This is a genomic window from Bradyrhizobium sp. UNPF46 (assembly GCF_006658625.1).
Lineage (GTDB): Bacteria > Pseudomonadota > Alphaproteobacteria > Rhizobiales > Xanthobacteraceae > Bradyrhizobium > Bradyrhizobium nitroreducens.
In genome coordinates this window covers 109,698-136,642 of sequence record NZ_LFJB01000003.1, presented here as the reverse complement: position 1 = coordinate 136,642, position 26,945 = coordinate 109,698, and the positions used below count along the sequence as shown (strand labels likewise).

Here is a 26,945-nt window from a genome sequence, read left to right as displayed (position 1 = left end):
CCCGTTCAGGCGGCTTGTGCTCCATTGCGCGCGTCCGGCGCCCGCCGGGGTTTGAGCCGGAGCTTCCATGGATTCGATCGTGCAACCCGCCGCCACGGAGCAGCCGTCCGCCTCGCGCAACCGGCTGCTGCTGACGGTCTACACCGCGGCGATCTTCGTCAGCGCGCTGCTGCTGTTCTCGGTACAGCCGTTGTTCACGAAGATGGTGCTGCCGCGGCTCGGCGGCTCGCCGGCGGTGTGGTCGGTGGCCATGGTGTTCTTCCAGTCGCTGCTGTTGGCTGGCTATGCCTATGCGCATCTGTTGATGCAGGCGAGGAACCGGATCATTCCGGTCGCGGTGCATCTGGTGCTGCTGATCGCGGCCTTCGCCACGCTGCCGCTCGGCATTGCCTCGGCCTATGGCGAGCCGCCGGCTTCGGGCTATGCGGTCTGGCTGCTCGGCCTGTTCGTGGTCTCGATCGGGCTGCCGTTCTTCGCGCTCGCCGCCAACAACCCGCTGCTGCAGGCCTGGTTCGTCCGCACCGGCCATCCCGCCGGCCACGATCCCTATTTCCTCTACGCCTCCTCCAACATCGGCAGCTTCCTCGCGTTGTTGTCCTATCCGTTCCTGCTGGAGCCGATATTCACGTTGCACACCCAGAACCGGTTGTGGACCGGCGGCTATGGCCTGCTGCTTCTCCTGATCGCCGCCTGCGGCGTGCTGCTGCTGCGTTCGCCGAAGCTTGCAGTGGTCGACGCGCGAACCGAGGAGATCAATGCGCCGGCGCCCGGCCTCGTGATGCGGCTGCGCTGGATCTTCCTGGCCGCGGTGCCGTCCGGCCTGCTCATCGCCGTCACCGCGCACATCTCGACCGACGTCGCGGCGGCGCCGCTGCTCTGGGTGCTGCCGCTGTCGCTGTATCTGCTCACCTGGGTGGTGGTGTTCCAGTCGCGGCCGCTATTGCCGCACACATGGATGCTGATGCTCCAGCCGGTCGCGATCGCGGGCGTCGTCGTGCTGCTCGCTTTCGGCGGCGAGCAGAATTTGCTGCTGACGCTCGGCGGTCATCAACTCTGCTTCTTCGTCATCGCCATGGCTTGCCATGGCGAGCTGGCGCGGACGCGGCCGGCTGCCAAATATCTCACCGGATTCTATGTCGCGCTGTCGTTCGGCGGCATGGTCGGCGGCCTCTTTGCCGGCCTCGTCGCGCCCTTCACGTTCTCCTGGATCGCTGAATATCCGATCCTGATCGCGTTCGCCGCGCTGTGCCGCCCGCCCACGAACGAGCGCCTCGCCGGCATCGTCAAATGGTACTGGCTGGCGCTCGCCGCGCTCGCGGTGGCGCTCGTTGCGCCGTCCTACACCACGGGCAACCTCTCGACCTGGTTCGAGGATCACCGCGTCTGGGTCGCAGGCTCGGTCGGCGTGCTCGCCGCGCTGCTGACACTGGCGCTCAATGTGAGCCGCTGGAAGATTTTTGCCACCGTCGCGTTGGCGCTGGCATTGATCCGGATCTATCCGGCGGACGAGGGCCGCGTCACCACCGTGCGCAGCTTCTTCGGCGTGCACAAGATCGTGGAGACGCCCGGCGGCTATTTCCACGTGCTGATGCACGGCACGACTATCCACGGCGCCGAGCGCTTCCGCAACAATGACGGCACCCCGGTCACCCGCCGGCCCGAGCCGATCACCTATTATCACAAGGACGGCGGCATCGGTCAGGCCGTCAGCGCGATCCGCGAGCGCAAGGGCGCGCCGCTCAAGGTCGCGGCGATCGGCGTCGGATCGGGCACGCTCGCCTGCGCCGCCGAGCCCGGCGAAGACTGGAAATTCTTCGAGATCGACCAGTCGATGGTGGATGCCGCGCGCGACCCCAAGAATTTCCGCTACATCTCGAGCTGCCTGCCGGACCTGAAGCCTGTGATCGGCGATGCGCGCCTCACCTTCGCCAAGGAGCCGGACGGCGCTTACGATCTCATCATCGTCGATGCCTATTCGTCCGATGCGATCCCGATCCATCTCGCCACTGAAGAGGCGATGAAGATCTACAAGGACAAGCTTGCCCCGCATGGCGCCGTGGTGATGCATGTGTCCAACCGCCACCTCGATCTCGAGACTGTCGTGGTCGGCATCGCCGACGCCAATGATCTCAAGAGCTGGGTCTTCAACGAGGATTCCGGGCGAGATGCGGACTATATCTTCTCGACCGACGTCGTCATCTCCGCGCGCGAGGACGCCGACATCGGCCGGCTCGCCGCCTCCAAGTCATGGGAGCAGACTGAAGCCGACGACAGGGTCCGGGTGTGGACCGACGACTACTCCAACATCCTCGGCGCGCTGTACCGGCGCTTGCGGGACGGGGAGTGATGCTCCGTAGCCCGGATGGAGCGTAAGCGTAATCCGGGATTGCGTCCAACGTGCGAGCGGCCCCGGATTGCGCTCCGCTCCATCCGGGCTACAAGGCGGCGGGACGCTACGGCGCCACAGGCGTCCCCGCGGGCAGCGCAATTCCCTTCTCGCCCGCGACCTCGCGCAACAGGTCTGGCCTGTCCGAGATGATCCCGTCAACGCCGAACTCGATCATCCGGGCCATGTCGTCACGCTTGTTGACCGTCCAGACCACCACGCGCAGTCCGAGCGCATGGGCTTCGGAAACAAGCGTCGCGGTCACATCGCCGAAATAGGGCGACCAGATCGCGCCGCCCGCAGACTTGATCGTCCGCGGCAGCGAGCCGCCGTGATCGGCCGGGCTGAAACCCGCCGTCCAGCTGGTCGCTTTGTCGAGCGCGATGGTTGGAGCCGAGCCGCGCTGCAGCGTCAGGTACACCGTCGGAATTTTCGGCGCCTGCTGCTGGACGAGCTGCAAGGTCTGCCAGTCGAAGGACTGGACCATGACGCGGTCCGAGAATCTTTCGGCCTCGATCCGTCCCAGTAACTTCGAGACGAAGCCTTGCGGATCGAGTGTCTCGTCCGGACGGTTTGGATCGATCTTGGTCTCGATGTTGAAGCGCACATTTGTATTGCCGGATTTGCGCACCAAGGCGAACAGCTCGCTCAGGGTGGGAATGCGCGTCCCCGGCAGGGCGCGCTGGTCCGGGAATTGTTTCGCATAGGCGCTGTCCGGCCGGATCTGGCCGACGTCATAGGCCCTGATCTCGTCCAGCCGCAATTTCAGGAAGGGCGTGCCGGGCGGAGCAATGTAGGCGCCGCCCGCATCCCGTGCCAGATCCGGATTGAGCCCGCGCTCATGTGAAACGACGATCTCGCCGTCCGCGGTCACGCCGACGTCGAGCTCCAGCGTGTCCACGCCCATCGACAGCGCGTTGGCGAAGGCCGGCAGAGTGTTCTCCGGTAACAACGCGCGTCCGCCGCGATGCGCCTCGATGTCAAATCCCATCGTTTGTCCTGCGATGGCTTTTCCTGCGATGGCTTGGCCCGCAGTGAGAACCGAGAGCACGGTCAGAATGGTCGTGGTGCGTGACGGCATCGGGGTTCGCAGCGCTCGAGAAGATAGCAGCTTATGAAATCTTTGCGCGCTTCGTCCAGTCTCGCGGTTGACGGCGGCCGCGGAAGGCGGAAACTGCGCGGCAAAAATAAGGTTCAGGGAGCCACTCACATGCGGCTGGTCTTCATCGCAACAATGGCGGTTCTCATGGTCGGACAGGCGGCAGCCAGGGATGTGCTTTCGGGCGCGAGCCTCTATGAAGACGTGTCGCGCTATGCCTCATTCGGCCTGCACCGCTTCGGCTCGACCGGCGATCGCGCGACCGCGGACTGGATCGCCGGCGAGATGAAGCGGGCGGGTTTCGACGTCAGCTTTCAGCCCGTCGTGCTCGGCCGGCAATATGTCGTCGAGCAGGCCAGCGCCGAAGTTGCCGGCACGACGGTTGAAGCGACACCATTCTGGTGGCCGCCGGAGGATCGGGCGAGCTTCCATTTGTCCGCGCCGCTCGCACGCGACAGCGATGTCGCCGGCAAGATCCTGTTGCTCGATCTGCCGTTCGATCGCGGCGCCTATCTGGGGCCGACCCATCGTGCCGCCATCAACGAAGCGGTAGCGAAGAAGCCGGCGGCGATCCTGCTGATGATCGGCAACCCCGCCGACGATCGCTTCGCCTACAACGTCACGCAGGAGGATTCGCCCTGGCCGGTGCCGGTGATGGTGGTCGGCGCCAAGTCGCGCGCGGAGTTCGAGCGCGCGCTCGCCGCAGGCATGCCTGTCACCTTCGACGTCAAGGGCCATTACGAGCGCGATGTCGCCGGCCGGAACGTGCTTGCGGAGATCGGAGCCGGCCGCGGCCCGACCATCGTCGTCTCCACGCCGATGACCGGTTGGTATTCCTGCGTCTGCGAGCGCGGTCCCGGAATCGCCAACTTTCTCGCGCTGGCGCGCACCGCTACTGCCGAGAAATGGCCGGCGCATCTCGTCTTCATCGCCACCGCCGGCCACGAGATCGGCCATGGCGGCATGGAGCTGTTCTTGAAAAAGGGGGCGCCGGCGCCGAAGGACACGCTGGCGTGGATTCATTTCGGATCGTCGAACGCGTGCTACGCCTTTGCGGAAGGCGTCCGCACCGACCGGCCCGAGGAAGAGCGCTATCTCGTGCTCAGCAAGTCCGCCGTCGCTCTGACCGACGAGGCCTTCGCCAGGGTCGCGGCGAAGCGCCTGGTGACGGAGAAACAGGCGGTCGGCGAGTTGCGCGACGTGCACGCGGCGGGCTACGCCAATTTCCTCGGCATGGCCGGCCGGCATCGCACGTTCCATACGCCGTCGGATGATCTCGGCGCGACCGGGCCCGAGATCCTCGAGCCCGTCGCGCGGGCCTTCGTCGATGCGGCGCGAAAGATCGTCGAACGCGGCGATGCCGCGTTCAGATAGCCTCAGTTCTGGTAGTAGTAGTTGCGCGGCTGATAGTACTGGCGAGGCTGCTGCTGCTGATAATAGTAGCCCTGCTGCCCGTAGCCCTGGTCGTAGGTTGGCTGCGGCAGTTGCTGATAGGCCTGCGTGCCGTAGGGGCGCGTGATCGAGCGCGGTGCCGGATAACGCGCGCCGGTGTCGGTGCCGTCGGCCGGATAGATGTAGCTGTCGTCCTGCGGCATGTACCGGCGGGCGGGCTGTGCCGGCGGCGTCAGGTTCACGGGATCGCCGGTGGTGGCGTATTGCTCTTCGGCAGGCTGCTGCGGAGCGCGGGCCACCGCGTTGTTGGTGCGGCCGCGCGGATTGCGCGCCAGCGCCACCTGCGCCGAGCCGGTCAACGTCACCGTGGTGTTGAGCACGCCCTGCTGCTGCACGAGGGCATAGAGCGTCGAGGCATTCTGACGCGACAGCCGCACGCAGCCGTGCGAGGCCGGCGAGCCGAGCCGGCCGACCGAGTCCGTGCCGTGGATGGCGTGCCCGACCTTGGTAAAGAAGATCGCGTGCGGCATCGGCGCGTCGTCGAATTCCTTGGAGTAGTGATCCTCCTCCATGCGGAAGGTGCGGAACGAGCCGTTCGGCGTTTCGCGCGAGGGGATGCCGGTCGACACCGGCCAGTGATAGCGCGCGACGCCGTCGACCGCGACGGTCATCTGCTGATTATCCTTGTCGACGGTGATCTCGACCTTGGCCTGCGCGCTGCCTGCGCCGAGTAGCATCAGGGATGTGAAAGCAATGAAAAATGGACGCATCTGGAAACGCATTTGAGTTCTGGCTCCGGCCTGTTCACATAAGGCGCCGCGGCTCTCCGTCCCCCGGCCTGCAATATGCCTGCAATCCGGCTTCCGTTCCAGCAGCTTGCAAAGGTAACCTTCCGGCCATCGTTAACGTGATGCCTGACGTAAGCAAGGCCGCTTTGTGCCGCGCGGCGGGCGCCGGTACTGACATTTTCGCGAGCGCGCGCGTTCACAACGCCGACAATTCGTCACAATGGCGCAACCATTCGGCCGCTCGGTGCGTTGATGATGGTCACCCCTGGCGCGTGGCCGCTGCCACTCGCTTCCCTCCAGGCCTTTCCCCGAGACCGAAAATGAACAAAGCCCATATCGCCGCTGCCAAGCTGCCGGCCAGCTTGCCCGGCCGCCTGTTGTTCGCGGCCGCCACCCTCTTGCTCGCGCTGTTGGTGTTGCCGCATCCCGGCCACGCCCAAGGCATCGTGCGCGGCGCCCAAGAAGGCTCCTATGAAGGCAACCGCATCGCCGGCCCCGTGGGCGGTGCGGTCGGAGGCGTCGTTGGTGCCGGTGTCGGCGGCGCCGTTGGCGCAGTCGAAGGTGCGCTCGGCATTCCCCACCGTCATTACCGCCGCTGCCGCGGCTACTACGACGGCTACCACCGCTTCCATTGCTATCGGTGAGTCTTCGGTCGTCATTCCGGGCTCGCCCTTCGGGCGCGCCGGAATGACAGCCATCAGTTCTTCAGCCGGTACCCCGTGCGGAAAATCCACCAGATCACGACCAGGCAGATCACCAGAAAGGCAATCGTCATCCCGATGCTGACGGCGACGCTGACGTCGGCGATCTCGTAAAAACTCCAGCGGAAGCCGGAGATCAGATAGACGACCGGGTTGAGCAGCGCGACCGTGCGCCAGGCGGGCGGCAGCATGTCGATGGAATAGAAGCTGCCGCCGAGGAAGGTCAGCGGCGTCACCACCAGCATCGGGATCATCTGCAGCTTCTCGAAGCCGTCGGCCCAGATGCCGATGATGAAGCCGAACAGGCTGAACGTCACCGCCGTCAGCACCAGGAAGGCCAGCATCCAGACTGGATGGTGGATGTGCAGCGGCACGAACAGGCCGGCGGTGGCCAGGATGATGAGGCCCAAAATGATCGACTTGGTCGCGGCGGCGCCGACATAGCCGAGCACGATCTCGAAATAGGAGATCGGCGCCGACAGGATCTCGTAGATCGTGCCGGTGAATTTCGGGAAGTAGATGCCGAACGAGGCGTTGGCGATGCTCTGTGTCAGCACCGAGAGCATGATCAGGCCCGGCACGATGAAGGTGCCGTAGCTGACGCCCTCGACCTGGCTGATGCGCGAGCCGATCGCGGCGCCGAACACCACGAAATACAACGAGGTGGAGACCACCGGCGAGACGATGCTTTGCAGCAGCGTGCGCCAGGTGCGCGCCATTTCGAACAGATAGATGGCGCGGATGGCGCGGTGGTTCATGACGTCCTCACGAGGTCGACGAAGATGTCCTCGAGCGACGATTGCGTCGTGTCGAGATCGTTGAAGCGAATGCCGGCGTTGCGCAGGTCGCTGAGCAGGCTGGTGATGCCGGTACGATCGCCCTTGGTGTCGTAGTCGTAGACCAGCGTCGCGCCGCTATCGCAGAGGTCGAGCTCGTAATGGGCAAGGCTCTCCGGCAGCGAGGAGATCTTGTTCTGCAAGTGCAGCGTCAGCCGCTTCTTGCCGAGCTTCTGCATCAAGGTCGCCTTGTCCTCGACCAGCACGATCTCGCCCTTGTTGATGACGCCGATGCGGTCGGCCATCTCCTCGGCTTCCTCGATGTAATGCGTGGTGAGGATGATGGTGACGCCGGATTGCTGCAGCGTGCGCACCACCTCCCACATGCCCTTGCGCAGCTCGACGTCGACGCCGGCTGTGGGCTCGTCCAGGAACAGGATCTGCGGCTCGTGCGAGAGCGCTTTGGCGATCATCACGCGGCGCTTCATGCCGCCGGAGAGCGTGATGATCTTGTTGTCCTTCTTGTCCCACAGCGAGAGGTCCTTGAGCACCTTCTCGATGTGCGCAGGGTTCTTCGGCTTGCCGAACAGGCCGCGGGAGAAGCTCACGGTCGCCCACACGCTCTCGAAGGCGTCGGTGTGGAGCTCCTGCGGCACCAGGCCGATCAGCGAGCGCGCCTTGCGGTAGGAGATCTGGATGTCCTCTCCGCCGACGAGGACCTTGCCTTCGCTCGGATTGGCGATGCCGCAGATAATCGAGATCAGCGTGGTCTTGCCGGCGCCGTTGGGCCCGAGCAGCGCGAAGATCTCGCCTCGCTTGATATCGAGATTGACGTTCTTGAGCGCCTTGAAGCCGGACCCATAGGTCTTCGACAGATTGGCGACGGAAATGATGGAGGACATGATGGCCGCAGGGCTGAGGGGCGGGGCTGGGGAGGGGAGGCTGGAACCTGCCGGGAGGGCGGGTCAGCGGAGCCCTGAGATAGGAATGGCCTTGCCCGGCCGCAATTGCCCGGAGAAAAATGGTCTCAAAACAGGCTCTTCGGTGGCAGGTTTCGGGCAGGTGTTGCGCGATGGTCACGGGCTGTGGCTAAGATTGCCATTCACGCGGCTCTTTGTTGCGTCTGCGAGCGCGCCGTGGCTACGATTCCGGCCAATCGCAAAGCGTATTGTCCCCAGGGAAAAGATCGATGAGACCGAACGGCCGTCACACCGCCGGCGCCAGCCAGTTGTCCGCCCTCCGCGTCTGGGCGATGGGCCTGCTCCTGCTGTCAGCTGTTGCCATCAGCCCGACCCCGGCCCGGGCGGCCCCGAGCCAGGCTCAGGTCGCGACCACGCATGTCTATCTGCTCCGTGGCGTGCTCAACATCTTTTCGCTCGGCCTCGACACCATCGGCGCCCGGCTGCAGGCGCAGGGCATCCCGGTGACGGTCGCCAACTTCGTCTCATGGTCCTCGCTCGCCGATGAAGCCGCGACCGCCTACAAGGCCGGCCGGCTCAAGACCATCGTCCTGGTCGGCCATTCCTCCGGCGCCACCGCGCTGCCGGACATGATCGCCAAGCTCAATCAGCTCGGCGTGCCCGTGAAGCTCGCGATCGGTCTCGACTCCGTGTTCAAGACCAAGCTCTCGACCGGGGCGGAGCGCTACATCAACATCTATATCGGCGACGGTCCCGGCGAGCCGGTGCGCGCCGCAAACGGGTTCCGCGGCAAGCTCGACAATGTCGACGTGCGCGGCACCGGCGTCGGCCACATCTCGATCGACAAGAACGAGGCGATCCAGCGCCGCGTCATCGCCGAGATCGACGCCGCGATCATGCGCTCGCGTGCGCCGGCGCTGCCGGTTGCCGAACAGGGGGCGCCGCGTCAGGCGCGCTCGGCGGCGGCGACGGCTCCGGCAAGGAACTGAGCCGGTCTGCGCGAGGGGATCCGTCGCGCAGCACTCTTTTGATGACAATGCCTGCACGTGTGAAGCTCGCGAGCGAGCCTGCGCGCCATCGTGCCTCCCGCCGTCATTTCAGGAACGCGCGAATGCTGTGCGCGATCTCCCGTGCATGCGTCTCCAGCGCGAAATGGCCGGTGTCGAAGAACTGCACCACGGCGTTGGGATTGTCGCGCTTGAACGCCTCCGCGCCGGGCGGAATGAAGAACGGATCGTTCTTGCCCCAGACTGCCAGGAACGGCGGCTTGTGCTTGCGGAAATAATCTTGGAAGGCCGGATAGAGCGCGACGTTGCTCTTGTAATCGCCGAATAGGTCGAGCTGCACGTCGTCCGAGCCTGGGCGCGCCAGATAGAAATTGTCGAGGTTCTGTCCGTCCGGTGACACGGTGGCCGGATCAGGAACGCCATGCGTGTACTGCCAGCGCGTTGCCTCCGGCGTGAGAAGGCTGCGCAACGCGTCGCGATTGGCAGGCGTGGGATCTTGCCAATAGGCCTTGATCGGAGACCAGCCGTCGCTGAGCCCGTCTTCATAGGCGTTGCCGTTCTGCGAGATGATGGCGGTGATGCGCTCGGGGTGACGCAGCGCGAGCCGGAAGCCGGTCGGCGCGCCATAGTCGAAGACATAGACCGCGAAACGATCGAAGCCGATGACTTCGGTGAAGCGCTCGATCACCTGCGCGAGATTGTCGAACGTGTAGCGGAAGGTTTCACGCGCGGGCATGTCGGACTTGCCGAAGCCGGGAAGGTCCGGCGCCACGATGTGAAACCCGTCCGCGAGCAGCGGGATGAGATCGCGGAACATGTGGCCGGCGCTCGGGAAGCCGTGCAGCAACAGCAGCTTTGGCGCGTCCCTGGGGCCGGCCTCGCGATAGAACACCTTGAAGCCATCGACATCGGCGGTGCGATAGGTGGTTGGGGTCATAGCCATCTCCATGGAACTAACCTGTTAAATCCGTAATTGAGGGTTATCTTCTCCTGAGGTAACTTGTCAATGCCATTTTAATAGGTTACATCTTTGTGAGCTTGCTTCAGGGACCGCCCATGGACAGACCACCCGCGATGTTCATCGCAGACTCGCTCGGCCTTGATTTCCTCAACTCGGTGGCGACGCCGGTCGATACGCCTGTCGACTGGCTCGACGACGGCGATGGCCTGATCGACTGGCTGGCCCAGGCGAAGCTGGTGCCGGCGGAGGAGCTGGACGAACTGAAGGCGCGTGCGAAGCCGGGCGAGCTCGACAAGGTCGCCGATCGGGCCCGTGCCTTGCGCGAGTGGTTTCGCGGCTTCGTGCGCAAGCATGCGGGCCGGCCGCTGGCGGTGGATGGACTGCGCGAACTCGGTCCGCTGAACAGCTTGCTCGAGCGCGACGAAATGTTCAGGCGGATCGAGCCCGGGCCGGACGATGGCGGCGTGCTCGCGCTGCGCATGAAGCGCCGCTGGCGGTCGCCGGACTCCCTGCTGCTGCCTATCGGCGAGGCAATGGCGAAGTTCGTCTGCGACGAGGATTTTTCCGACGTGAAGGCATGCGAGGGTCATAACTGCACGATGCTGTTCGCCGACCACACCCGCAGGCGCGCACGGCGATGGTGCATCATGGCGGTCTGCGGCAATCGCGCCAAGCAGGCCGCGCATCGCAGCCGTCTCAGGAACAGACAGTGACCGCGCCGAGAGTGTCCCCGTCCACGAGGTCACGGGTCCTTGATGGGGCGCGTGCCCCAGTTCCCGCGCCCCAAAATGCACCAAATCGCTCGTCACTAAGCCCCGAGGGGAGGCCTCTGCCTCCCGTGGTGGGACTGCTGGACTGATGATTGATCTGAGGCGCCTCGTCGTGCTGGCAGCCATTGCGCTGTTCGCCCTGGATCCCGGCATTGCCGCCGCTTCACCCGCCAAGTCGAAGCCAGCTGCGGCCGCCATGCCGGTTGCGCCGCCGCCTCCGCCATTCGAGCCGCTGCCGCCGCCGAAGATCTACCTGTTCCGCGGCGCCATGGGCCCCATCTTCTCGACCGGCATGGACCGGCTCGCCGAGAAACTGACGCAGGCCGGCTTCTCAGCCGACGTCTATGAATTCACCATCTGCCGATGGATCGGCGATCGCGCCATCTCCAGCTACAAGGAGAGCCCGGCGCCGATCGTCTTGATCGGGCATTCGATGGGCGGGCTGTGCTCGATCGTCATTTCCGAGATGGCGGCCAAGGAGAACATCCCGATCAGCCTCGTCATCGCCATCGATCCCGCGCATGCGACCGGCGACGTGCCGCTCAATGTCGAGCGCTTCATCAACATCTTCTTGTCCGACAGCGTGCTCGGCGGCGGCGATGTCGTGGCGGTGCCCGGCTTTCGCGGCCATTATGCGAGCTACGACCTGAAGGAAAACGCGCGGGTCTCGCACATCAACATCGAGAAGTCCGACGACATCCATCGCCAGATCGTCGCGATGGTGACGCAGCTGCCGCGCATTCCGCCGCAGACCCAGGCCGATGCCGTGCCGCTGCGCTATCTCGTGCCCGCTGACACTCTGGTCGAGTTGTGGGACAGCGGCGTGCGGGTGCCGGTGCGCCGCGGCGACACCATGGAGAGCATCGCCGCCGCCAATCGCGTGCCGCTGTGGACGCTCGCGCAGAGCAATTCGCTTGCGGAGAACGCGACGCTCACCCCGGGGCAAACCATCATCGTGCCGCGGCATTTGATGCCGCCCGAGCCTGCTTCGGCGATGGTGACGCCGCCGCCGGCGGCTACCGCGAAGCGGAAGTAGATCCTCACCCGTAGCCACGCACGCGGTGCGCTCCCTCTCCCGCAAGCGGGGGAGGCGGAGCGAGCCAGCCCCTGGGCTGGCGTTGATAGAGGCAATGGCCTCACACGTTCGATCCGTTGATCGCGTCGATCACCGCATCCGTCACTTCCTTCGTCGTCGCCTTGCCGCCGACATCTGGCGTCAACACGCCCGCCGCGCAGACACGCTCGACCGCCTTCATCAGCCGCGACGCCGCATCCGTCTCGCCGAGATGCTCGAGCATCTGGGCGCCGGTCCAGAACGTCGCGACCGGATTGGCGATGCCCTTGCCGGTGATGTCGAAGGCCGAGCCGTGGATCGGCTCGAACATCGAGGGGAAGCGGCGCTGCGGATCGATGTTGCCGGTCGGCGCGACACCGAGGCTTCCGGCCAGCGCGCCGGCGAGGTCGGAGAGGATGTCGGCGTGGAGGTTGGTCGCCACGATGGTGTCGAGGCTCTTCGGATGCAGCGTCATGCGCACCGTCATGGCATCGACCAGCATCTTGTCCCAGGTGACGTCGGGGAATTCGGTCGCGACTTCGGCCGCGATCTCGTCCCACATCACCATGCCATGGCGCTGCGCGTTCGACTTGGTCACCACGGTCAGGAATTTGCGAGGCCGCGACTGTGCGAGCTGGAACGCATAGCGCATGATGCGGGTGACGCCGACGCGGGTGAAGACCGCGACTTCGGTGCCGACCTCTTCCGGCAGGCCCTTGTGGGCGCGGCCGCCCATGCCGGCATATTCGCCCTCCGAATTCTCGCGCACGATCACCCAGTCGAGATCGCCGACGCCGACGTTGCGCAGCGGCGAGGCGACGCCCGGCAGGATCTTGGTCGGGCGCACATTGGCGTATTGGTCAAAGCCCTGGCAGATCGGCAGGCGCAGGCCCCACAGCGTGATGTGATCGGGCACGTCAGGCGCACCGACCGCGCCGAAATAGATCGCGTCGAATTTCTTCAGCTCAGTGAGGCCGTCGGCCGGCATCATCACGCCGTGCTTCTTGTAATAGTCCGAGCCCCAGTCGAAAGTCTTGACGTTGAAGGCGAGGTCGCCGCTGCGCTTGGCGAGCGCTTCGAGCACGCGGACACCGGCCGAGATCACCTCGGGGCCGATGCCGTCGGCGGGAATGGCTGCGATCGAATGGGTGCGCATGGATTTGCTCCGTGTGAGAAATGGCGCCCGCATATCCGTCCATCTGCGCCCGGCGGCGAGCCTAGGGCGAGCGCGGGGGCAACTCAATTGCCGCTGGTTTATACAAAAAAATGATATAATCATCGCGTGGATGGGGATTGCGGGATGGAATTGCATCAGCTCCGATGCTTCGTGGCGGCGGCCGAGCAGCTGCATTTCGGCCGCGCGGCGCAGCAGCTCCAGATGCTGCCGTCGGCGCTCGGCCGCCAGATCAGGCTGCTGGAGGAGGATCTGGGCACGCGGCTGTTCGCGCGGACGACGCGCGCGGTGTCGCTCACCGAGGACGGCGCGACGCTGCTGCGCGATGCCCGCGCGATCCTCGCCAAGGTCGAGGCGGTCGAGAGTAATCTGCGCAACCGCTCGCGCGCGGGCGCCGCGCGGCGGCTGCGGATCGGTGCCATCGACAGCGCCGCGGCGGGCTTGCTGCCGCCGCTGCTGCGCGATTTCCGCGGCAAGCATCCCGAGGTCGCGGTGCAGCTTCTCGAGGACAAGACCGTCCGGCTGCTGCCGAAGATCCTGACCGGCGCGCTCGACCTCGCCTTCGTCCGCCCACCCGAACGTGCCGACAAGCGGCTCGAATTCCGCGATCTGCTGCAGGAGACCGCGATCGTCGCGTTCCCGCAACGTCACGCGCTGGCGGCGCGCAAGTGGGTCGCGCTGGCCGACATCGCCGACGAGGCGATGCTGGTGCCGGACCGCCGCTCGCGGCCGCATAGTCATGACCTCACCATCAAGCTGTTCGAGCAGGCGGGCCTCACGCCGCGCATCGTGCAGGTCGCCGACGAGAAGCAGACCATCATCAATCTGGTCGCGACCAGGCTCGGCGTCGCGATCGTGCCGCGCTGGACCGCGCGGATGGCGGTGACTGGCGTGCGCTTCGTGCCGCTGCGGCCGAAGCAGACCGGTCCCGTCGGCCGGCTGCCGCTCGCCGCCGCATGGCTGCGCGGCTCGCGCGATCCGGCCCGCGACGCGATTCTTGCCGTGCTGGGGGCGCGCCTGCGCAGCTATGCGCGGGAGGCGTGACGGTTTAAGACATTGCACCGGACAGAGGGAGACGCGATGACGGACCAAACGGCGAAGAGCGATCTGCGGGTGGCCATCGCAGGCTTGGGCTCGATTGGGACCAAGATCGCGACTGCGCTGGATCGGGGCATCGAGGGGCTGGCACTGTCGGCCGTCGCCGTGCGCGATCCCGCCAAGCATCAGGCTTTCATCGGCGGCCTGAAGCGTCCGCCGAAAATCCTGCCGATCGACCAGCTCGGCGATGCCGCCGACATCGTCGTCGAGTGCGCGCCGAGCAGCCAGTTGCGCGCGATCGTCGAGCCCGCGGTGAAGCGCGGCAAGGCTGCGGTCGTGGTCAGCGTCGGCGGCCTGCTCGACAATTTCGATCTCGTCGATCTCGCCCGCGCCAATGGCGGCCGAATCATCGTGCCGACCGGCGCGCTGATCGGCCTCGACGCCGTCAACGCCGCCGCGGTCGGCACCATTCATTCCGTGAAGATGGTGACGCGCAAGCCGATCGACGGGCTGAAGGGCGCGCCGTTCATCGTGCAGAACAGCATCGACATCGACAATCTGCGCGAGCCGCTGAAACTGTTCGAGGGCAGCGCGCGCGACGCGGCGAAGGGCTTTCCGGCGAACGTCAATGTCGCCGTCGCGCTGTCGCTGGCGGGCATCGGGCCCGATCGTACCCAGATCCAGGTCTGGGCCGACCCCACCGTGACGCGCAACGTTCACCGCATCGAGGTCGAAGCGGATTCGGCGCGCTTCTCGATGAGCATCGAGAACATCCCGTCCGAAAATCCAAAGACCGGGATCATCACCGCACTGTCCGTGATCGCGCTGCTCCGCAAGCAGCGTGCCACGTTGTGTGTAGGAACGTGACGAGACCCGATTGGCCTCAGACGACGCTACGCTCCACCACCGTCATCCTGAGGTGCTTGCTCTGCGAAGCGAATGCGCCGCAGGGCAAGCCTCGAAGGACGACGGCCCGGCTGCATCGCGGCCGTTCATCCTTCGAGGCTCCCCACGTGGCGCGTTGCGCCACGCGTCTCGCACCTCAGGATGACGGAACGGAAATGCGATCGCCGCAGCGCCTATCTCGACATATCTCCCCTACGCCCCCGTCACACGCCAGATCACGTTGCCGACGTCGTCGGCCATCAGCAGCGACTTCTTGTCGGGGCCGATCACGACGCCGACCGGGCGGCCGTAGGATTCCTTCTCGTCCGGGGACAGGAAGCCCGAGAGGATGTCGCGACCGGGGCCGGACGGCTTGCCATTCTCGAACGGGATGAACACCAGCTTGTAGCCGGACAGCTTGCTGCGATTCCACGAGCCGTGCTGGCCGATTACCATGCCGTCGCCGAAGCCGGGCAGGGTCCCTGCGGGCATCCAGCACAGGCCGAGCGAAGCGGTATGGCCGCCGAGCGCGTAGTCCGGTTGAATCGCCTTCGCGACCATCGCCGGGTCCTGCGGCACGCGGTCGTCCACCGTCTTGCCCCAGTAGCAATAGGGCCAGCCGTAGAAGCCGCCATCGCGCACCGAGGTGAGATAGTCCGGCGGCGTCTCGTCGCCGAGCCCGTCGCGCTCGTTGACGACGGTCCAGAGCACGCCCGTAGTTGGCTCCCAGGCAAGGCCCACGGGATTGCGCAGGCCGGCGCCGAAAATGCGATGCGTGCCGGCGACGAGGTCGAGCTCGTAGACCGCGGCGCGGCCTTGCTCGACCTCCATGCCCATTTCCGCGATGTTGCTGAGCGAGCCGACGCCGGCATAGAGCTTCTTGCCGTCGGGGCTGGCGAGCAGGCTGCGCGTCCAGTGTCCGCCCGGCTTGAAGGTCGTGAGCCGCCTGCCGGGCGCGGTGATGCGGTCGGCATTGGCGACGTAAGGAAAGGCCATCACGCCGTCGGTGTTGCCGACATAGAAAGTATCGCCGATCAGCGCCATGCCGAAGGGCTGGCTGAGATTTTCCATGAAGGCGCCGCGCACTTCGGCAACGCCGTCGCCGTCCTTGTCGCGCAGCAGCGTGATGCGGTTGGCGGACACGCCGAGCGCTGCGGCGCGACGCATCGTCGCCTGCATCGCGTAGTGGAACACGCTGCGCGGTGCGCCTGCGATCTGCGTTGCCTCCGCGATCAGCACGTCCCCATTGGGCAGCACCTCGATCCAGCGCGGATGGTCGAGCCCGGCTGCGAATGCGTTGACCTTGAGCCCGGGAGCGACCGTCGGCTTTTGGCCTTCGCTCCAGCCGCGCGCGGTCGGCATTTTCAGTGTCGGGATCGCGCCTTGCGGCTTCGCGTCGGGGATCGCGGGCTTCTCTCCCCATGCCGGTGCGGGCTCGGTGCCTGTCATCTTGCGCCATTGCAGCGCGATGCCGCCAATGAATGCGACGAACTGCGCGAAGATGCTTGAAAAAGTCATGAAGGGCCCCTGTTTGCGCGCGCATCCAACTGGCTGACAGGGCCCACGTCAACCGGTGCGGCGGGCCGGCGGGGGCTATTCCCGTGGAATGGCAGCCGATCGAATTTGCATGGGACGTACGCAGGCGGGCCCAAGGGGGTTACGGGATCAGCGGCCGATCTGCCGCTCGAGCTGCCGCGCCACGCGAAAATCGTCGAGGTGATGGACGTTCGGTGCGAGCGCCGCCTCTCTGGACAGCAGATGATAGACCCGTGCCACCGTGCGCTGCTTCTGCTTCGTCCGCCCCTGCGGCAACGCCCGCGCCTTGCGGATGGCGGCGATCGCGTGCTCGCGAAAATAATCGTAGGCGTCCGACATGACTCGATGCTCTGCGGCCAATTGCATGCGTCGAATGGGTAACAAGCTGGCGGAGTGGCGGTTCCTGGGCGAATGTTCCGGGTGCGCCATTCCGTTCCCGTCATCCTGAGGTGCGAGCCATGGGGCGCAACGCGCCGCATGGGGAGCCTCGAAGGATGGAGGGCCCGGCTGCATCTCGGCCGTACATCCTTCGAGGCTCGGTTCGCGATGCATGAGCATCGCGAACCTCGCACCTCAGGATGACGGGACCAACAAGCGTCCTACGCTGAAAAAGCGGAAGCCCTTCAGCGCGGCGACAGGAACGGGATGATCATCGGCACGCGGCGGCAATAGGCGCCGTAGGCGTCTTCGCCGAGCTCCTTGGACAGGAACACCTCTTCCATCCGGCCCTTCTGCCACATGCCTAGCGAAATCAGGATGGCGCCGAGGATCGTCGTCATCAGGCCGATCGCAACGCCCGTCACCAGCATGCCGAAGATCAGGCCGGTGTAGATCGGGTGGCGCACGATGCCGTAGGGCCCGGTGTCGATGACCCGATGGTCTTCCTTGTGGGTGATGGTGTTGGACCAGAATTTTCCGAGATGCAGCCGGCCCCACCAGGCGAAGGCAATGCCGGCGGCCGAGAGGAGCGCTGCGATGGTGATGCCGGTGTTGCCGAGCACCCAGAGCGGCTTCCAGCCCAGGATCTCCGCGACCCACGGCGTGTACAGGATGCCGCCGACCAGGATCGGCAGGCGATAGCGCTGCGACTCCAGCGTCATGACCTGCTTCTTGGTCCGCCCCTGCCAGAACGAGGCGCCGACCCAGCTGGCGAGAAAGGCGAGCCAGAGCAGGGCCAGGAGTTCGGTCGGCCAGGTCGTGGTCCAGCCACCCCAGGCGACGGAGAGAAGCTTGCTGAAATCGAAGGACATGAAGGTTCTTTGCGTTGGGCGGCGGCTTCAGCTGGCGCGCGAGGAGAGCGCGCGATGCTCGATGGCGCCGGAGGGCTGCTGGCCGTTGCGGGCGAGAAGATGGTTGATGGTTTCGCGCAAGACCGGCTCGATCGGACGCGGTGCGTAGCCGAGCTCGTTACGGGCCTTGCCGATCGAAAGATCGCTCGCGGCGAGCGCGATGCGCACGCCTTCGGCGGTGCCATTGGGCGGCCGGCGCGTGAACTGATCGGAGATGTATTCCAGCATGATCGCGGAGAGCTCGGCGATCTTGCCGGGCACGACGATCGGGTACTGCCGGCGGCCGCTCATCGCCGACATCATGCGCAGGATGTTGCCGAGCGGAACGCAGTCGCCGCCGAGGATGTAGCGCTGGCCGAGGCGGCCGCGCTCCATCGTCAGCACGAGGCCCATGGCAACGTCGCGGACGTCGACGAGATTGACCAGGAAGTTGAGATGCGGCTGCACCTTCTTCTGCAGGAAGTACCAGAGCATCGCGGTCGGCGGCGTCAGATTGTGGTCGGCAGCGCCGATCGGCATGGTCGGCGTGCCGATCACAAGCGGGAAGCCGCTGGCCGCCGCCTTTGCGGCATGATGCTCGGCGAGCGACTTCGAGCGCGTATAGGCGCCCGGCATCACCTCGGCCGGCTGCAGCGCCTCTTCGGCGGGAACGCCTTTGAGGTCGGAATAGGGGAACAGGATCGATTCCGTCGAGCAGTGCAGGAAGCGCGAGACGCCGCGCTTCATTGCGGCCGCGAGCACGATTTCGGTGCCGCGGCAGTTGACGTCGTGAAAGTCCTGCTTATTGGCGACCCACATGCCGGGCAGACCGGCGAGGTGATAGACCTGATCGACCCCGGCGATCGCAGCATCGACGGCGGCGCTGTCCAGCACCGAGCCGTGGACGTGCTCGACGTCAGCGTTCGCCGCAGCCGGCGCGCGGACATCGAGAACACGCACCCGCTGCCCACGGGCGCGGAGCGCTTCGACGAGATGATGTCCGATGAAGCCGCTGCCACCGGTAACCAGTACGAGAGCCATGCAGAAGGTTGCTGTTTCGCTTCTAGAACTATCGGGTTGAAAGGGAATTGGCCGGAAGAGGCGCCAGAATCGCGGCAAGGTCGCGACGGAAGCCCAGTGCAATGAATAATTTCGCCATCACGAACATCGGTCCAAGCAAAAGGTGCGACGGAAAAGTGAACAACGAGGCTTCGCGGCCCTCAAAAACCTTGTGGCCGATGGTCTGCGCGGCGAGGCCGAGCACCACCAAGGCGGCGAAGATCGCCCACATGGTCGCGATGCTGACCTGCGCCGCAATGCTCGTCGCAACCGAAAACAGCACGATGGAAACCGCCAGGATGCCGATCCCGAGCGCCGCGTCGAGCAGCAGCCAATAGATCAAAACCGGCAGGGCCAGGATCACCGCAAGGCTGACGTCGAAACCGAACAGCGGAAACTTGACCAGCGTCAGCGGCAGCACGGCGCCGGTGAACAACAGGAGTATGCCGACCACATGCATCGCCGTGTTCCGGGGGTCGCGGTGGTACTCGACATAAACGGCAAGTTGGCGCTGGAAAAAGCCACCCATTTCGGTCTCATGCAGCACGGGGTCAGGAAGGGCGAACAGTGGCTATAGCACTGGACCGGGCGGTGCACAAACCGGCGCTTTTGTCGCGCGAAACCGTGTTTGTGCGCCCGGGACAGGTTGCAAAACGATCAGGACTTCAAAGGGTTCCGTTGGCTGCGACGCCGCGTTCGCTCAACGCTTCTTGGCGGGCTTTTTCGCCGCAGGCGCTGGCGCCGCGGCCGGATGCGCAGGCGCGTCCTCGGGTACCTTTGCATAGGTCAGGATTTGCAACTGGCTGTTGACGGCCGAGGTCGGCTTGGCCCGATCGAGAAACTGCTCCTCGCCGAGGCCGATCGGATGCAGCCGCTTGGTCGAGATCTTGAACGTGTTCACCAGCACGTCGCGGATCGCGTCCGCGCGGCGCTGGCTCAGAATCGCATTGGCCTCGCGCGTCTTCGAATTGGATTCGACGTGGCCGACGATCAGGAACGTGTAGGGCAGCAGCGAGGAATGAACCAGGGCGTCCGCGATGCGGCCAACGGTCTGGTAGGAGGCCGGCTGGATGATCGGCGTGTCGGCGTCGAACTGGATCTGCGCATTGAAGGTCGGCAGCTTGGCGAGGTCAGGGGCGATCGGCGGCCGGTTCACCGGGCCCGGATCGTTCTTGATCCTGGCCTTGGCGCGCTCCATCACCTGCTGCTTGAGCGCGGGAAGATCGACCTCGCCGGGCTCTTCGAGATGGTTGAGCTTGCCGACAATGTCGTCGCGGGTCGGCGCCGTTGTCTGGGCGCCGGCTGCGCCCGCGAGCAGAGCGAAGCCGAGCGCGAGGACCGTTCCGGCCATGAAGAACCTGTTCGCGCGCATCAGCGATACCCCGCATCGTCGACGGCCTTCAGGCAGTTGTTGCTGATGCCCTTGGGTGTCGAGACCAGGCAGGGGATCGACTTGCTGGTCTCCTTGGTCGAGCCGCCGCAGACCTTGACGATCTCGCGCTGGCAGGCGTTCGCCACCGTGACGCGCGCGGCGACGCGCTTCTGGATGGCGTCGAACGCGCCGAGATAGTCGCTCGCGCACTGCTGGGACAGGACGTCGCGGTTGCGCGACAGGCACTCCTTCAGGCGGGTCGAATCCGGGTTGACGCCGCGGCAATTGGCGACGATTTCCGCACCGCAGCTCTTGGCCAGGAGCCCGATCGAATCGCCAAAGCTCATGGTCTCCGCCGCCGCAAGCGACGGCATCCCCAATGTCAGCAAGATCAGTGCGATGCCCCGGACCATGCCGCATCTGATACGGGGAAGTTCGCGATGGTCAAGGGCTGTTCGGCGGAGATCTGTCGAGAGTTCGGCGAGTGCGGCGAACAGTCCTCACTCGGCGCCATCGGCGCGGGGAGGCCATTCGATCAGGACGGCCGTGTGTTTCTCCAGATCGTCGGCAAACTCAGGGTCGGCCTTGAGCTCGTCCAGCGTCCGGGCCGGGGGAAGCTGGTGGCCGTCCGCGCTCAGCTCCTGCGCATAGAATGCCAGCGCTTCGGGCGCATTCTCCAGGGCCTCGTCGACATCGTCGCCGCCGGAGATGCAGCCGGGCAGGTCCGGAAACCAAAGGCTGACGGCGTCCGGATCGGTGTCCTCGATGATGGCGATGTAGTGGGGCATTGTCAGGCTGGTGGCTGTGAAGGTTGTGCCGCTGGATCGACTGCATTTATGAATACCTCATCCGAGGAGGCAAGCAATTGAGCGAATTCACTCTGGCGGAGGGCGCCGGCTCGTTCGTGTTTCGGGACGACGGCGCTGCCCCGTCGCCACGATCGATGCGGGTCTTCTCGTTTTGCCCCAGATCGAGCCATAGGCACACGCGCATCATCGTGGCGATGCACGGCGTCGATCGCGCCGCTGCGGAATTTCGCGATCTGCTGGCGCCTCAGGCCGAACGCAATGGGCAAATCGTGCTGGTTCCGGAGTTCGATCCGGATCAGTTCCCGGGTGTCCACGCCTACAATTTCGGCGGCGTGCGGCGGCCACCGCCGGACAATGCGGTCTTGCCGCGCGATCATTGGAATTTCGGCGTGATCGACCGTCTGTTTCACGATGTTCGGCGGACGATCGGGTCCAGCCGGGATACCTTCGGCTTGTTCGGCAATTCCGCGGGCGCGCAGTTTGTGCTGCGCTATCTTGCGCTGAACGAGGCCGCGTCCGTTGACCTTGCCGTTGCCGCCAATTGCGGATGCTACATGCTGCCTGATCTCACCAAGGACTACCCGGATGGCATGGGAGGGATCGGGCTCGACGAATGTCATCTGCGCAGATATCTGACGCGTCTGCTCGTCATCCTGCTCGGCGATGCCGACAACGACCCGGAGGATCCTCATCTGCCTCGCTGGGACGAGGCGATGGCCCAGGGGCCTCACCGTCTCGCGCGGGGTCTCTGGCATTTCCAGCATTGTACGGAGCTGGCCAGGAGCCTCGGCGTGACGCTGGGCTGGAAACTCCAGATTGCACCGGGCGCCGGGCACGTCGACCAGCTGATTTACGACCAGGGAGCCGACATCTTGAACGGCTGAGCGAAGCTCCGCTCACGCCCGCTGCACAAAACTGTCCACGACCTTCTTCTCGCCGGCCTTGTCGAAGGCGATGGTGAGCTTGTTACCGTCGATCTTGGTGACGCGTCCGTAGCCGAATTTCTGGTGGAAGACGCGGTCGGACAGTGAGAATTCGGAAGTCGTGCCGGTGGACTTGGCGACCAGCTCGCCCTCGATGGTCAGCGGCCCGCGGCGGCGCGAGGAGAAGCTGCCGAAATCCGGTCCGGACGACGAGGAGGAGAACGTTGCGGCCTCTTCCTCGAGGCCGCCGCTTCGGCCGCCGCCATTGCGGCCGCTGCCGCGGTTGCGGTTGGCCTGAGCACGTTGCCAGCCCGGCGTCGAATAGGTGGAGCCGAACGCCTCCATGTCGTCGAAGCGCGAGGCGCCGTAGCCGCCGGTGCCGCCCCAGGCCGAGCCGCCCTTGGATTCCGTGATCTCGACATTGGCCGCCGGCAATTCGTCGAGGAAGCGCGACGGGATCGTGGTCGACCAGGTGCCATGGATGCGCCGGTTGGTCGCGAAATAGATCATGGCGCGGCGGCGCGCGCGGGTCAGGCCGACATGGCCGAGCCGGCGCTCCTCTTCGAGGCCGGCGCGGCCCTGTTCGTCCAGCGTGCGCTGGCTCGGGAACAGGCCTTCCTCCCAGCCCGGCAGGAATACGTTGTCGAATTCGAGACCCTTGGCCGAATGCAGCGTCATCAGCGACACCGCGTCCTCTTCCGCGCCGCCCTCGCGGTCCATCACGAGCGAGATGTGCTCCAGGAACCCTTGTAGGTTCTCGAACTCTTCCATCGAGCGCACCAGCTCTTTCAGGTTCTCGAGCCGGCCGGCGGCATCCGCCGAACGGTCCTTCTGCCACATCTCGGTATAGCCGCTCTCGTCGAGCACGATCTGGGCGAGATCGGTATGTGCGGTGACTTCGCGCTGGGCGCGCCAGCGGTCGAACTGCGCGACGAGGTCGCGCAAGCTGCCGCGCGCCTTCGGCTTCAGCTCGTCGGTCTCGACCACCGCCCGCGCCGCCTCGAACAGCGGAATGCGGCGCTTGCGGGCATGGTCGTGCAGCATCTGCACGGTGGCATCGCCGAGGCCGCGCTTGGGCGTGTTGACGATGCGCTCGAAAGCGAGATCGTCGGCCGGCGAGTTGATGACGCGCAGGTATGCCAGCGCATCGCGGATTTCGGCGCGCTCGTAGAAGCGCGGGCCGCCGATGACGCGATAGGGCAGGCCGAGCGTGACGAAGCGGTCTTCGAACTCGCGCATCTGGTAGGAGGCGCGCACGAGAATGGCGATCTCGTTGAGCTTCTCGCCCTTGCGCTGGATCTGCTCGATCTCCTCGCCGATACCGCGGGCTTCCTCCTCGGAATCCCACGAGCCCGTGACCGTGACCTTCTCGCCGTCCTGGTCCTCGGTGCGCAGCGTCTTGCCAAGCCGGCCTTCGTTGTGCGCGATCAGATGCGACGCGGCGGCGAGGATGTGGCCGGTCGAGCGGTAGTTGCGCTCCAGGCGGATGACCTTGGCGCCCGGGAAATCGTGCTCGAAGCGCAGGATGTTGTCGACCTCGGCGCCGCGCCAGCCATAGATCGACTGATCGTCGTCGCCGACGCAGCAGATGTTCTTGGTCCTCTCCCTCTCCCCGTCCTTCACGGGGAGAGGGTCGGGGTGAGGGGCTGTCTCCACGAGCGCGGTCTCTGGAGAGTCCCCCTCACCCGCATCGCTTCGCGATGCGACCTCTCCCCGCACGCGGGGAGAGGTGAAAGAAGGCGCCTGCGACAGCAGCCGCAGCCACAGATATTGCGCGACGTTGGTGTCCTGATATTCGTCGACCAGGATGTATTTGAAGCGCTGCTGATACTGCCGCAAAATATCCGGGTGCTCGCGGAAGATGCGGATGTTCTCCAGCAGCAGATCGCCGAAATCGGCGGCGTTCAAAATCTTCAGCCGCTCCTGATAGCTCGCATAGAGCTTGCCGCCCTTGCCGTTAGCGAACATCGCGGCTTCGCCCGACGGGACCTGCGAGGGCATCAGGCCGCGGTTCTTCCAGCCGTCGATCAGGCCGGCCAGCATGCGCGCCGGCCAGCGCTTGTCGTCGATGTTCTCGGCCTGCAGCAGCTGCTTCAGCAGCCGCACCTGGTCGTCGACGTCGAGCACGGTGAAGTTCGACTTGAGCTGCGCCAGCTCGGCATGGAAACGCAGGATGCGGCCGCCGATGGAGTGGAAGGTGCCGAGCCAGGGCATGCCCTCGACGGCGTGCCCGAGCATCTGGCCGAGCCGGTGCTTCATCTCGCGGGCGGCCTTGTTGGTGAAGGTCACCGACAGGATCTCGGCGGGGCGGGCGCGGCCCTGGCTCAGGATATGGGCGATGCGCGTCGTCAGCACGCGGGTCTTGCCGGTGCCGGCGCCGGCCAGCACCAGGACCGGGCCGTCCAGCGTCTCCACCGCCTCGCGCTGCTCCGGATTGAGCCCGGACAGATATTTCGGGCCCACCGAGGCGCGCGCACGCGCGGCGATGCCGCCGGCTGCGGGCTGGTGGTCTGGTACGGCTGTGATCTTGCTCGGCTCGGTCATGCGAATCATTTGCCCCACGATGGCACCGCAGGGAGGCGGAAGGGAGCCTTCTAACAGGGATTGGTGCCTATATGGGGCGACGAGAACGGGTTTTCCACGTGCGTGGCGGCCCGAATTTGTTCCTGAGGCCTGCGCGAATTTCGCCGCCATGCGTGCGGGAACCATCGTTCCCACGTCGAGATTGTCTGGGCAGGTGGCGCGGGGAGCCGCGCCAGATGCAAACAGACATCAGGACGAGGGTTTGACCATGCTAGGCTGGGTTGTGACGTTTCTGGTTATCGCACTGATCGCCGGCATCCTGGGCTTCGGCGGCATCGCCGGCGCCTCGATCGAAATCGCCAAGATCATCTTCTTCATCGCCGTGGTCCTGTTCCTGGTCTCGGCCGTGGTCGGCCTGGCCCGCGGCCGCAACAGGGTCTAGCGGTTACCGCTTCGAGGGCATCGCCACGTTCCGGCCGATGCCCTCGGGGCGCGCCACGGCGCTGTGGGCCTTGGTGACCGCAGCGATACGCTCCCGAATATCGGGCGGAAACGGCGCGACGCGGCGGGCCTTCATGTCCATGTGCAGCGACATGTTCTCCGACGTCGCCGACAGCCAACCTTCCTCCGCGTGCCGCATCTCCTCGAACGTATGCAGCCGCTTGTCGTCGGCCTCCAGCAGCCAGACCAGGATCTGCACGGGATCGCCGAGGTGGATTTCGCGCAAATACCGCACATGGCATTCGGCGGTGAAGGTCGAGCCGCCTCGTTCCTTCATGTAAGTCGGTCCGATGCCGAGCTCGCTCCAAAGCTGGTCGATCGCCCGGTCGAACATCACGTTGTAATAGGCCATGTTGAGGTGGCCGTTATAGTCGATCCATTGCGGCTCGATCTGCATGATCGAGGCGCGGAACGGCTCAGGCGTCGGGGCGGTGGCGGCACTCTCCGGCATGCTTCATTCCCTAGCTATGCGTCCGGTCGCTTGACTTGACCGGCTTTATGTCCTTTGCCACGGTTCTTCTGTCGGGAGGAATTCCGTGGGTACGACCATCACCAATAATCCGCCGCGGCCGGAGCCGAAAGCCCTCGCGAGCGCGCTGGAGCAGCTTGCCGCACGCTTCGGCAACCGTCTCATCACCTCGCAGGCCGTGCGTGAGCAGCACGGCCATACCACCACCTGGATCCCCAACCAGCCGCCTGATGGCGTGGTGATGGCGCAGGAGACCGCCGACATCCAGGACGTGGTGCGGATCTGCGCCAAGAACCGCGTCCCCGTCATCCCCTTCGGCACCGGCACCTCGCTCGAGGGCCAGGTCAATGCGCCCGCCGGCGGCATCTCGATCGATCTGCGCGACATGAACAAGGTGCTGGCAGTCCATGCCGAGGACCTCGACTGCGTGATCCAGCCCGGCGTCACCCGCAAGGCGCTGAACGAGCATCTGCGCGACCAGGGCCTGTTCTTCCCGATCGATCCCGGCGCCGATGCCTCGCTCGGCGGCATGGCCTCGACCCGCGCCTCCGGCACCAATGCGGTGCGCTACGGCACGATGCGCGACAGCGTGCTGGCGTTGAAGGTGGTGCGCGGCGATGGCGAGATCATCACGACGGGCACGCGCGCCAAGAAGTCGTCCGCGGGCTACGATTTGACGCATCTGTTCGTCGGCGCCGAAGGCACGCTCGGCATCATCTCGGAATTGACCATCCGCCTGCGCGGCATCCCCGAGACGATCGCGGCCGGTGCGGTGTCGTTCGAGACCGTGCACGGGGCCTGTCAGGCCGTGATCCTGGCGATCCAGACCGGCATTCCCGTGGCGCGCATCGAGCTGCTCAATGCCGCGCAGGTGAAGGCCTGCAACGCCTATTCGAAACTGACGCTGCCGGAGACACCGCTGCTCCTGATGGAATTCCACGGCAGCGAGATCGAGGTCGGCGAGCAGTCCAAGGCCTTCGGCGAGATCGCGAGGGACTGCGGCGGCGGCGATTTCTCCTGGACCACCAAGCCGGAGGACCGCACCAAGCTGTGGCAGGCGCGGCACGACGCCTATTGGTCCGTGAAGGCGCTGCGCCCCGGCGACAGCATCGGCGTGGTCGCGACCGACGTCTGCGTGCCGATCTCGCGGCTCGCCGATTGCGTCAGCGAGACCGAGGAGGATCTCAAGCGCCTCAATCTGCTGTCGCCGATCGTCGGCCATGTCGGCGACGGCAATTTCCACTGCTCGCTGGTCTGTGACACCAACGACGCCGCCGAGATGGCGCGCGGCGAGGAGTTCATGCACCGCCTCGTCGAGCGCGCGCAGTCGATGGACGGCACCTGCACCGGCGAGCACGGCATCGGCCAGGGCAAGCAGAAATACCTCAAGGCGGAACTCGGCCCCGAAGCGCTCGATGCGATGCGGGCCCTGAAGAAGGCGCTCGATCCGCTCAACATCTTCAACCCCGGCAAGATCGTGCCGGAGGCGTAGCGCGCAGGCCGAGCGCCGTCTATGCTCGCTCCGTCAGCTACG

At 65.5% G+C, this 26,945-nt stretch carries 27 protein-coding genes; 11 read left to right on the top strand and 16 right to left on the bottom strand.

What is annotated here, in order from left to right:
• Positions 1-67 precede the first annotated feature (67 nt).
• A complete protein-coding gene (locus UNPF46_RS01985) occupies positions 68-2,347 on the top strand; it encodes a fused MFS/spermidine synthase (protein WP_142248862.1) in 2,280 nt (759 codons plus the stop codon).
• A 106-nt stretch (positions 2,348-2,453) separates the two neighbouring features.
• On the opposite strand, the gene UNPF46_RS01980 is transcribed toward UNPF46_RS01985, so the two are convergent.
• Positions 2,454-3,467: a glycerophosphodiester phosphodiesterase gene (locus UNPF46_RS01980; protein ID WP_142248861.1), complete on the bottom strand. Its 1,014-nt coding sequence runs from the start codon at positions 3,465-3,467 to the stop codon at positions 2,454-2,456.
• A 129-nt stretch (positions 3,468-3,596) separates the two neighbouring features.
• Between UNPF46_RS01980 and UNPF46_RS01975 the strand changes: the two genes are divergently transcribed.
• Positions 3,597-4,859 (top strand): hypothetical protein, encoded by a 1,263-nt coding sequence (locus UNPF46_RS01975; RefSeq protein WP_181769728.1) that lies wholly within the window; start codon positions 3,597-3,599, stop codon positions 4,857-4,859.
• 2 nt (positions 4,860-4,861) lie between these two features.
• On the opposite strand, the gene UNPF46_RS01970 is transcribed toward UNPF46_RS01975, so the two are convergent.
• The gene (locus UNPF46_RS01970; RefSeq protein WP_246668580.1) at positions 4,862-5,647 is read right to left on the bottom strand and encodes a L,D-transpeptidase; all 786 of its coding nucleotides are present in this window, start codon (positions 5,645-5,647) and stop codon (positions 4,862-4,864) included.
• Positions 5,648-5,985: 338 nt separating this feature from the next.
• Between UNPF46_RS01970 and UNPF46_RS01960 the strand changes: the two genes are divergently transcribed.
• Positions 5,986-6,309 carry a hypothetical protein gene (locus UNPF46_RS01960; protein ID WP_142248858.1) on the top strand — a complete coding sequence of 108 codons (324 nt, stop codon included), beginning with the start codon at positions 5,986-5,988 and terminating at the stop codon, positions 6,307-6,309.
• Between the two features lie 53 nt (positions 6,310-6,362).
• Here the strand turns inward: UNPF46_RS01960 and UNPF46_RS01955 are convergent, their stop codons facing one another.
• Together UNPF46_RS01955 and UNPF46_RS01950 are read right to left on the bottom strand one after the other, a co-directional pair.
• Positions 6,363-7,124, bottom strand: coding sequence for an ABC transporter permease (locus UNPF46_RS01955; RefSeq protein WP_100178509.1), 762 nt, complete (start codon positions 7,122-7,124; stop codon positions 6,363-6,365).
• On the bottom strand, positions 7,121-8,044 hold the full coding sequence (locus UNPF46_RS01950) for an ABC transporter ATP-binding protein (protein ID WP_142248857.1): 924 nt from the start codon (positions 8,042-8,044) through the stop codon (positions 7,121-7,123). Before UNPF46_RS01950 ends, UNPF46_RS01955 begins: the two co-directional genes overlap by 4 nt.
• 287 nt (positions 8,045-8,331) lie before the next feature.
• Here UNPF46_RS01950 and UNPF46_RS01945 point away from each other — a divergent pair, with 287 nt between their 5' ends.
• Entirely contained in the window at positions 8,332-9,051 is a 720-nt protein-coding gene (locus UNPF46_RS01945; protein WP_100178511.1) for a hypothetical protein, read from the top strand.
• Between the two features lie 103 nt (positions 9,052-9,154).
• Here the strand turns inward: UNPF46_RS01945 and UNPF46_RS01940 are convergent, their stop codons facing one another.
• Positions 9,155-10,006, bottom strand: coding sequence for an alpha/beta fold hydrolase (locus UNPF46_RS01940; RefSeq protein ID WP_142248856.1), 852 nt, complete (start codon positions 10,004-10,006; stop codon positions 9,155-9,157).
• 119 nt (positions 10,007-10,125) lie between these two features.
• Here UNPF46_RS01940 and UNPF46_RS01935 point away from each other — a divergent pair, with 119 nt between their 5' ends.
• Positions 10,126-10,743 carry a CGNR zinc finger domain-containing protein gene (locus UNPF46_RS01935; RefSeq protein ID WP_142248855.1) on the top strand — a complete coding sequence of 206 codons (618 nt, stop codon included), beginning with the start codon at positions 10,126-10,128 and terminating at the stop codon, positions 10,741-10,743.
• A 145-nt stretch (positions 10,744-10,888) separates the two neighbouring features.
• The gene (locus tag UNPF46_RS01930) at positions 10,889-11,836 is read left to right on the top strand and encodes a LysM peptidoglycan-binding domain-containing protein (RefSeq protein ID WP_142248854.1); all 948 of its coding nucleotides are present in this window, start codon (positions 10,889-10,891) and stop codon (positions 11,834-11,836) included.
• Between the two features lie 100 nt (positions 11,837-11,936).
• Here UNPF46_RS01930 and UNPF46_RS01925 read toward each other — a convergent pair whose 3' ends face one another.
• Positions 11,937-13,010 carry a tartrate dehydrogenase gene (locus UNPF46_RS01925; protein WP_100178515.1) on the bottom strand — a complete coding sequence of 358 codons (1,074 nt, stop codon included), beginning with the start codon at positions 13,008-13,010 and terminating at the stop codon, positions 11,937-11,939.
• Between the two features lie 144 nt (positions 13,011-13,154).
• Here UNPF46_RS01925 and UNPF46_RS01920 point away from each other — a divergent pair, with 144 nt between their 5' ends.
• Together UNPF46_RS01920 and UNPF46_RS01915 are read left to right on the top strand one after the other, a co-directional pair.
• Complete coding sequence (locus tag UNPF46_RS01920; RefSeq protein WP_142248853.1) at positions 13,155-14,072, top strand: LysR family transcriptional regulator; 918 nt, start codon at positions 13,155-13,157, stop codon at positions 14,070-14,072.
• A gap of 36 nt (positions 14,073-14,108) precedes the next feature.
• Positions 14,109-14,933, top strand: a complete 825-nt coding sequence (locus tag UNPF46_RS01915; protein ID WP_142248852.1) for an aspartate dehydrogenase — start codon at positions 14,109-14,111, stop codon at positions 14,931-14,933.
• Between the two features lie 231 nt (positions 14,934-15,164).
• On the opposite strand, the gene UNPF46_RS01910 is transcribed toward UNPF46_RS01915, so the two are convergent.
• From UNPF46_RS01910 to UNPF46_RS01875, 8 genes are all read right to left on the bottom strand, one after another.
• Positions 15,165-16,469: a PQQ-dependent sugar dehydrogenase gene (locus UNPF46_RS01910; protein ID WP_142248851.1), complete on the bottom strand. Its 1,305-nt coding sequence runs from the start codon at positions 16,467-16,469 to the stop codon at positions 15,165-15,167.
• 147 nt (positions 16,470-16,616) lie between these two features.
• A complete protein-coding gene (locus UNPF46_RS01905) occupies positions 16,617-16,826 on the bottom strand; it encodes a hypothetical protein (RefSeq protein WP_142248850.1) in 210 nt (69 codons plus the stop codon).
• Positions 16,827-17,110: 284 nt separating this feature from the next.
• On the bottom strand, positions 17,111-17,737 hold the full coding sequence (locus tag UNPF46_RS01900) for a methyltransferase family protein (RefSeq protein ID WP_142248849.1): 627 nt from the start codon (positions 17,735-17,737) through the stop codon (positions 17,111-17,113).
• A gap of 27 nt (positions 17,738-17,764) precedes the next feature.
• Positions 17,765-18,796, bottom strand: a complete 1,032-nt coding sequence (locus UNPF46_RS01895) for an NAD-dependent epimerase/dehydratase family protein (RefSeq protein ID WP_142248848.1) — start codon at positions 18,794-18,796, stop codon at positions 17,765-17,767.
• Positions 18,797-18,824: 28 nt separating this feature from the next.
• Entirely contained in the window at positions 18,825-19,343 is a 519-nt protein-coding gene (locus UNPF46_RS01890) for an Mpo1 family 2-hydroxy fatty acid dioxygenase (RefSeq protein WP_181769727.1), read from the bottom strand.
• A gap of 171 nt (positions 19,344-19,514) precedes the next feature.
• Positions 19,515-20,186, bottom strand: a complete 672-nt coding sequence (locus UNPF46_RS01885) for an OmpA family protein (RefSeq protein ID WP_142248846.1) — start codon at positions 20,184-20,186, stop codon at positions 19,515-19,517.
• Positions 20,186-20,599, bottom strand: coding sequence for a hypothetical protein (locus UNPF46_RS01880; RefSeq protein ID WP_142248845.1), 414 nt, complete (start codon positions 20,597-20,599; stop codon positions 20,186-20,188). The genes UNPF46_RS01885 and UNPF46_RS01880 overlap by 1 nt, the downstream gene beginning before the upstream one ends.
• A gap of 87 nt (positions 20,600-20,686) precedes the next feature.
• Positions 20,687-20,974: a type II toxin-antitoxin system HicB family antitoxin gene (locus UNPF46_RS01875; RefSeq protein WP_142248844.1), complete on the bottom strand. Its 288-nt coding sequence runs from the start codon at positions 20,972-20,974 to the stop codon at positions 20,687-20,689.
• Between the two features lie 77 nt (positions 20,975-21,051).
• On the opposite strand from UNPF46_RS01875, the gene UNPF46_RS01870 reads away from it, so the two are divergent.
• Positions 21,052-21,879 (top strand): hypothetical protein, encoded by an 828-nt coding sequence (locus UNPF46_RS01870; RefSeq protein WP_142248843.1) that lies wholly within the window; start codon positions 21,052-21,054, stop codon positions 21,877-21,879.
• A 12-nt stretch (positions 21,880-21,891) separates the two neighbouring features.
• Here the strand turns inward: UNPF46_RS01870 and UNPF46_RS01865 are convergent, their stop codons facing one another.
• On the bottom strand, positions 21,892-24,471 hold the full coding sequence (locus UNPF46_RS01865; RefSeq protein ID WP_142248842.1) for an ATP-dependent helicase: 2,580 nt from the start codon (positions 24,469-24,471) through the stop codon (positions 21,892-21,894).
• Positions 24,472-24,709: 238 nt separating this feature from the next.
• On the opposite strand from UNPF46_RS01865, the gene UNPF46_RS01860 reads away from it, so the two are divergent.
• A complete protein-coding gene (locus UNPF46_RS01860; RefSeq protein WP_018319670.1) occupies positions 24,710-24,883 on the top strand; it encodes a DUF1328 domain-containing protein in 174 nt (57 codons plus the stop codon).
• Between the two features lie 3 nt (positions 24,884-24,886).
• Here UNPF46_RS01860 and UNPF46_RS01855 read toward each other — a convergent pair whose 3' ends face one another.
• Entirely contained in the window at positions 24,887-25,393 is a 507-nt protein-coding gene (locus tag UNPF46_RS01855; protein ID WP_100180675.1) for a thioesterase family protein, read from the bottom strand.
• 85 nt (positions 25,394-25,478) lie between these two features.
• On the opposite strand from UNPF46_RS01855, the gene UNPF46_RS01850 reads away from it, so the two are divergent.
• Positions 25,479-26,903, top strand: coding sequence for an FAD-binding oxidoreductase (locus tag UNPF46_RS01850; protein WP_142248841.1), 1,425 nt, complete (start codon positions 25,479-25,481; stop codon positions 26,901-26,903).
• Positions 26,904-26,945 lie beyond the last annotated feature (42 nt).

Bases quoted from the DNA above. Each gene is read 5' to 3' on its own strand.
- UNPF46_RS01985 (WP_142248862.1), top strand. From the start codon at position 68: ATGGATTCGATCGTGCAACCCGCCGCCACGGAGCAGCCGTCCGCCTCG.
- UNPF46_RS01980 (WP_142248861.1), bottom strand. From the start codon at position 3,467: ATGCCGTCACGCACCACGACCATTCTGACCGTGCTCTCGGTTCTCACT.
- UNPF46_RS01975 (WP_181769728.1), top strand. From the start codon at position 3,597: ATGCGGCTGGTCTTCATCGCAACAATGGCGGTTCTCATGGTCGGACAG.
- UNPF46_RS01970 (WP_246668580.1), bottom strand. From the start codon at position 5,647: ATGCGTCCATTTTTCATTGCTTTCACATCCCTGATGCTACTCGGCGCA.
- UNPF46_RS01960 (WP_142248858.1), top strand. From the start codon at position 5,986: ATGAACAAAGCCCATATCGCCGCTGCCAAGCTGCCGGCCAGCTTGCCC.
- UNPF46_RS01955 (WP_100178509.1), bottom strand. From the start codon at position 7,124: ATGAACCACCGCGCCATCCGCGCCATCTATCTGTTCGAAATGGCGCGC.
- UNPF46_RS01950 (WP_142248857.1), bottom strand. From the start codon at position 8,044: ATGTCCTCCATCATTTCCGTCGCCAATCTGTCGAAGACCTATGGGTCC.
- UNPF46_RS01945 (WP_100178511.1), top strand. From the start codon at position 8,332: ATGAGACCGAACGGCCGTCACACCGCCGGCGCCAGCCAGTTGTCCGCC.
- UNPF46_RS01940 (WP_142248856.1), bottom strand. From the start codon at position 10,006: ATGACCCCAACCACCTATCGCACCGCCGATGTCGATGGCTTCAAGGTG.
- UNPF46_RS01935 (WP_142248855.1), top strand. From the start codon at position 10,126: ATGGACAGACCACCCGCGATGTTCATCGCAGACTCGCTCGGCCTTGAT.
- UNPF46_RS01930 (WP_142248854.1), top strand. From the start codon at position 10,889: ATGATTGATCTGAGGCGCCTCGTCGTGCTGGCAGCCATTGCGCTGTTC.
- UNPF46_RS01925 (WP_100178515.1), bottom strand. From the start codon at position 13,010: ATGCGCACCCATTCGATCGCAGCCATTCCCGCCGACGGCATCGGCCCC.
- UNPF46_RS01920 (WP_142248853.1), top strand. From the start codon at position 13,155: ATGGAATTGCATCAGCTCCGATGCTTCGTGGCGGCGGCCGAGCAGCTG.
- UNPF46_RS01915 (WP_142248852.1), top strand. From the start codon at position 14,109: ATGACGGACCAAACGGCGAAGAGCGATCTGCGGGTGGCCATCGCAGGC.
- UNPF46_RS01910 (WP_142248851.1), bottom strand. From the start codon at position 16,469: ATGACTTTTTCAAGCATCTTCGCGCAGTTCGTCGCATTCATTGGCGGC.
- UNPF46_RS01905 (WP_142248850.1), bottom strand. From the start codon at position 16,826: ATGTCGGACGCCTACGATTATTTTCGCGAGCACGCGATCGCCGCCATC.
- UNPF46_RS01900 (WP_142248849.1), bottom strand. From the start codon at position 17,737: ATGTCCTTCGATTTCAGCAAGCTTCTCTCCGTCGCCTGGGGTGGCTGG.
- UNPF46_RS01895 (WP_142248848.1), bottom strand. From the start codon at position 18,796: ATGGCTCTCGTACTGGTTACCGGTGGCAGCGGCTTCATCGGACATCAT.
- UNPF46_RS01890 (WP_181769727.1), bottom strand. From the start codon at position 19,343: ATGGGTGGCTTTTTCCAGCGCCAACTTGCCGTTTATGTCGAGTACCAC.
- UNPF46_RS01885 (WP_142248846.1), bottom strand. From the start codon at position 20,186: ATGCGCGCGAACAGGTTCTTCATGGCCGGAACGGTCCTCGCGCTCGGC.
- UNPF46_RS01880 (WP_142248845.1), bottom strand. From the start codon at position 20,599: ATGGTCCGGGGCATCGCACTGATCTTGCTGACATTGGGGATGCCGTCG.
- UNPF46_RS01875 (WP_142248844.1), bottom strand. From the start codon at position 20,974: ATGCCCCACTACATCGCCATCATCGAGGACACCGATCCGGACGCCGTC.
- UNPF46_RS01865 (WP_142248842.1), bottom strand. From the start codon at position 24,471: ATGATTCGCATGACCGAGCCGAGCAAGATCACAGCCGTACCAGACCAC.
- UNPF46_RS01860 (WP_018319670.1), top strand. From the start codon at position 24,710: ATGCTAGGCTGGGTTGTGACGTTTCTGGTTATCGCACTGATCGCCGGC.
- UNPF46_RS01855 (WP_100180675.1), bottom strand. From the start codon at position 25,393: ATGCCGGAGAGTGCCGCCACCGCCCCGACGCCTGAGCCGTTCCGCGCC.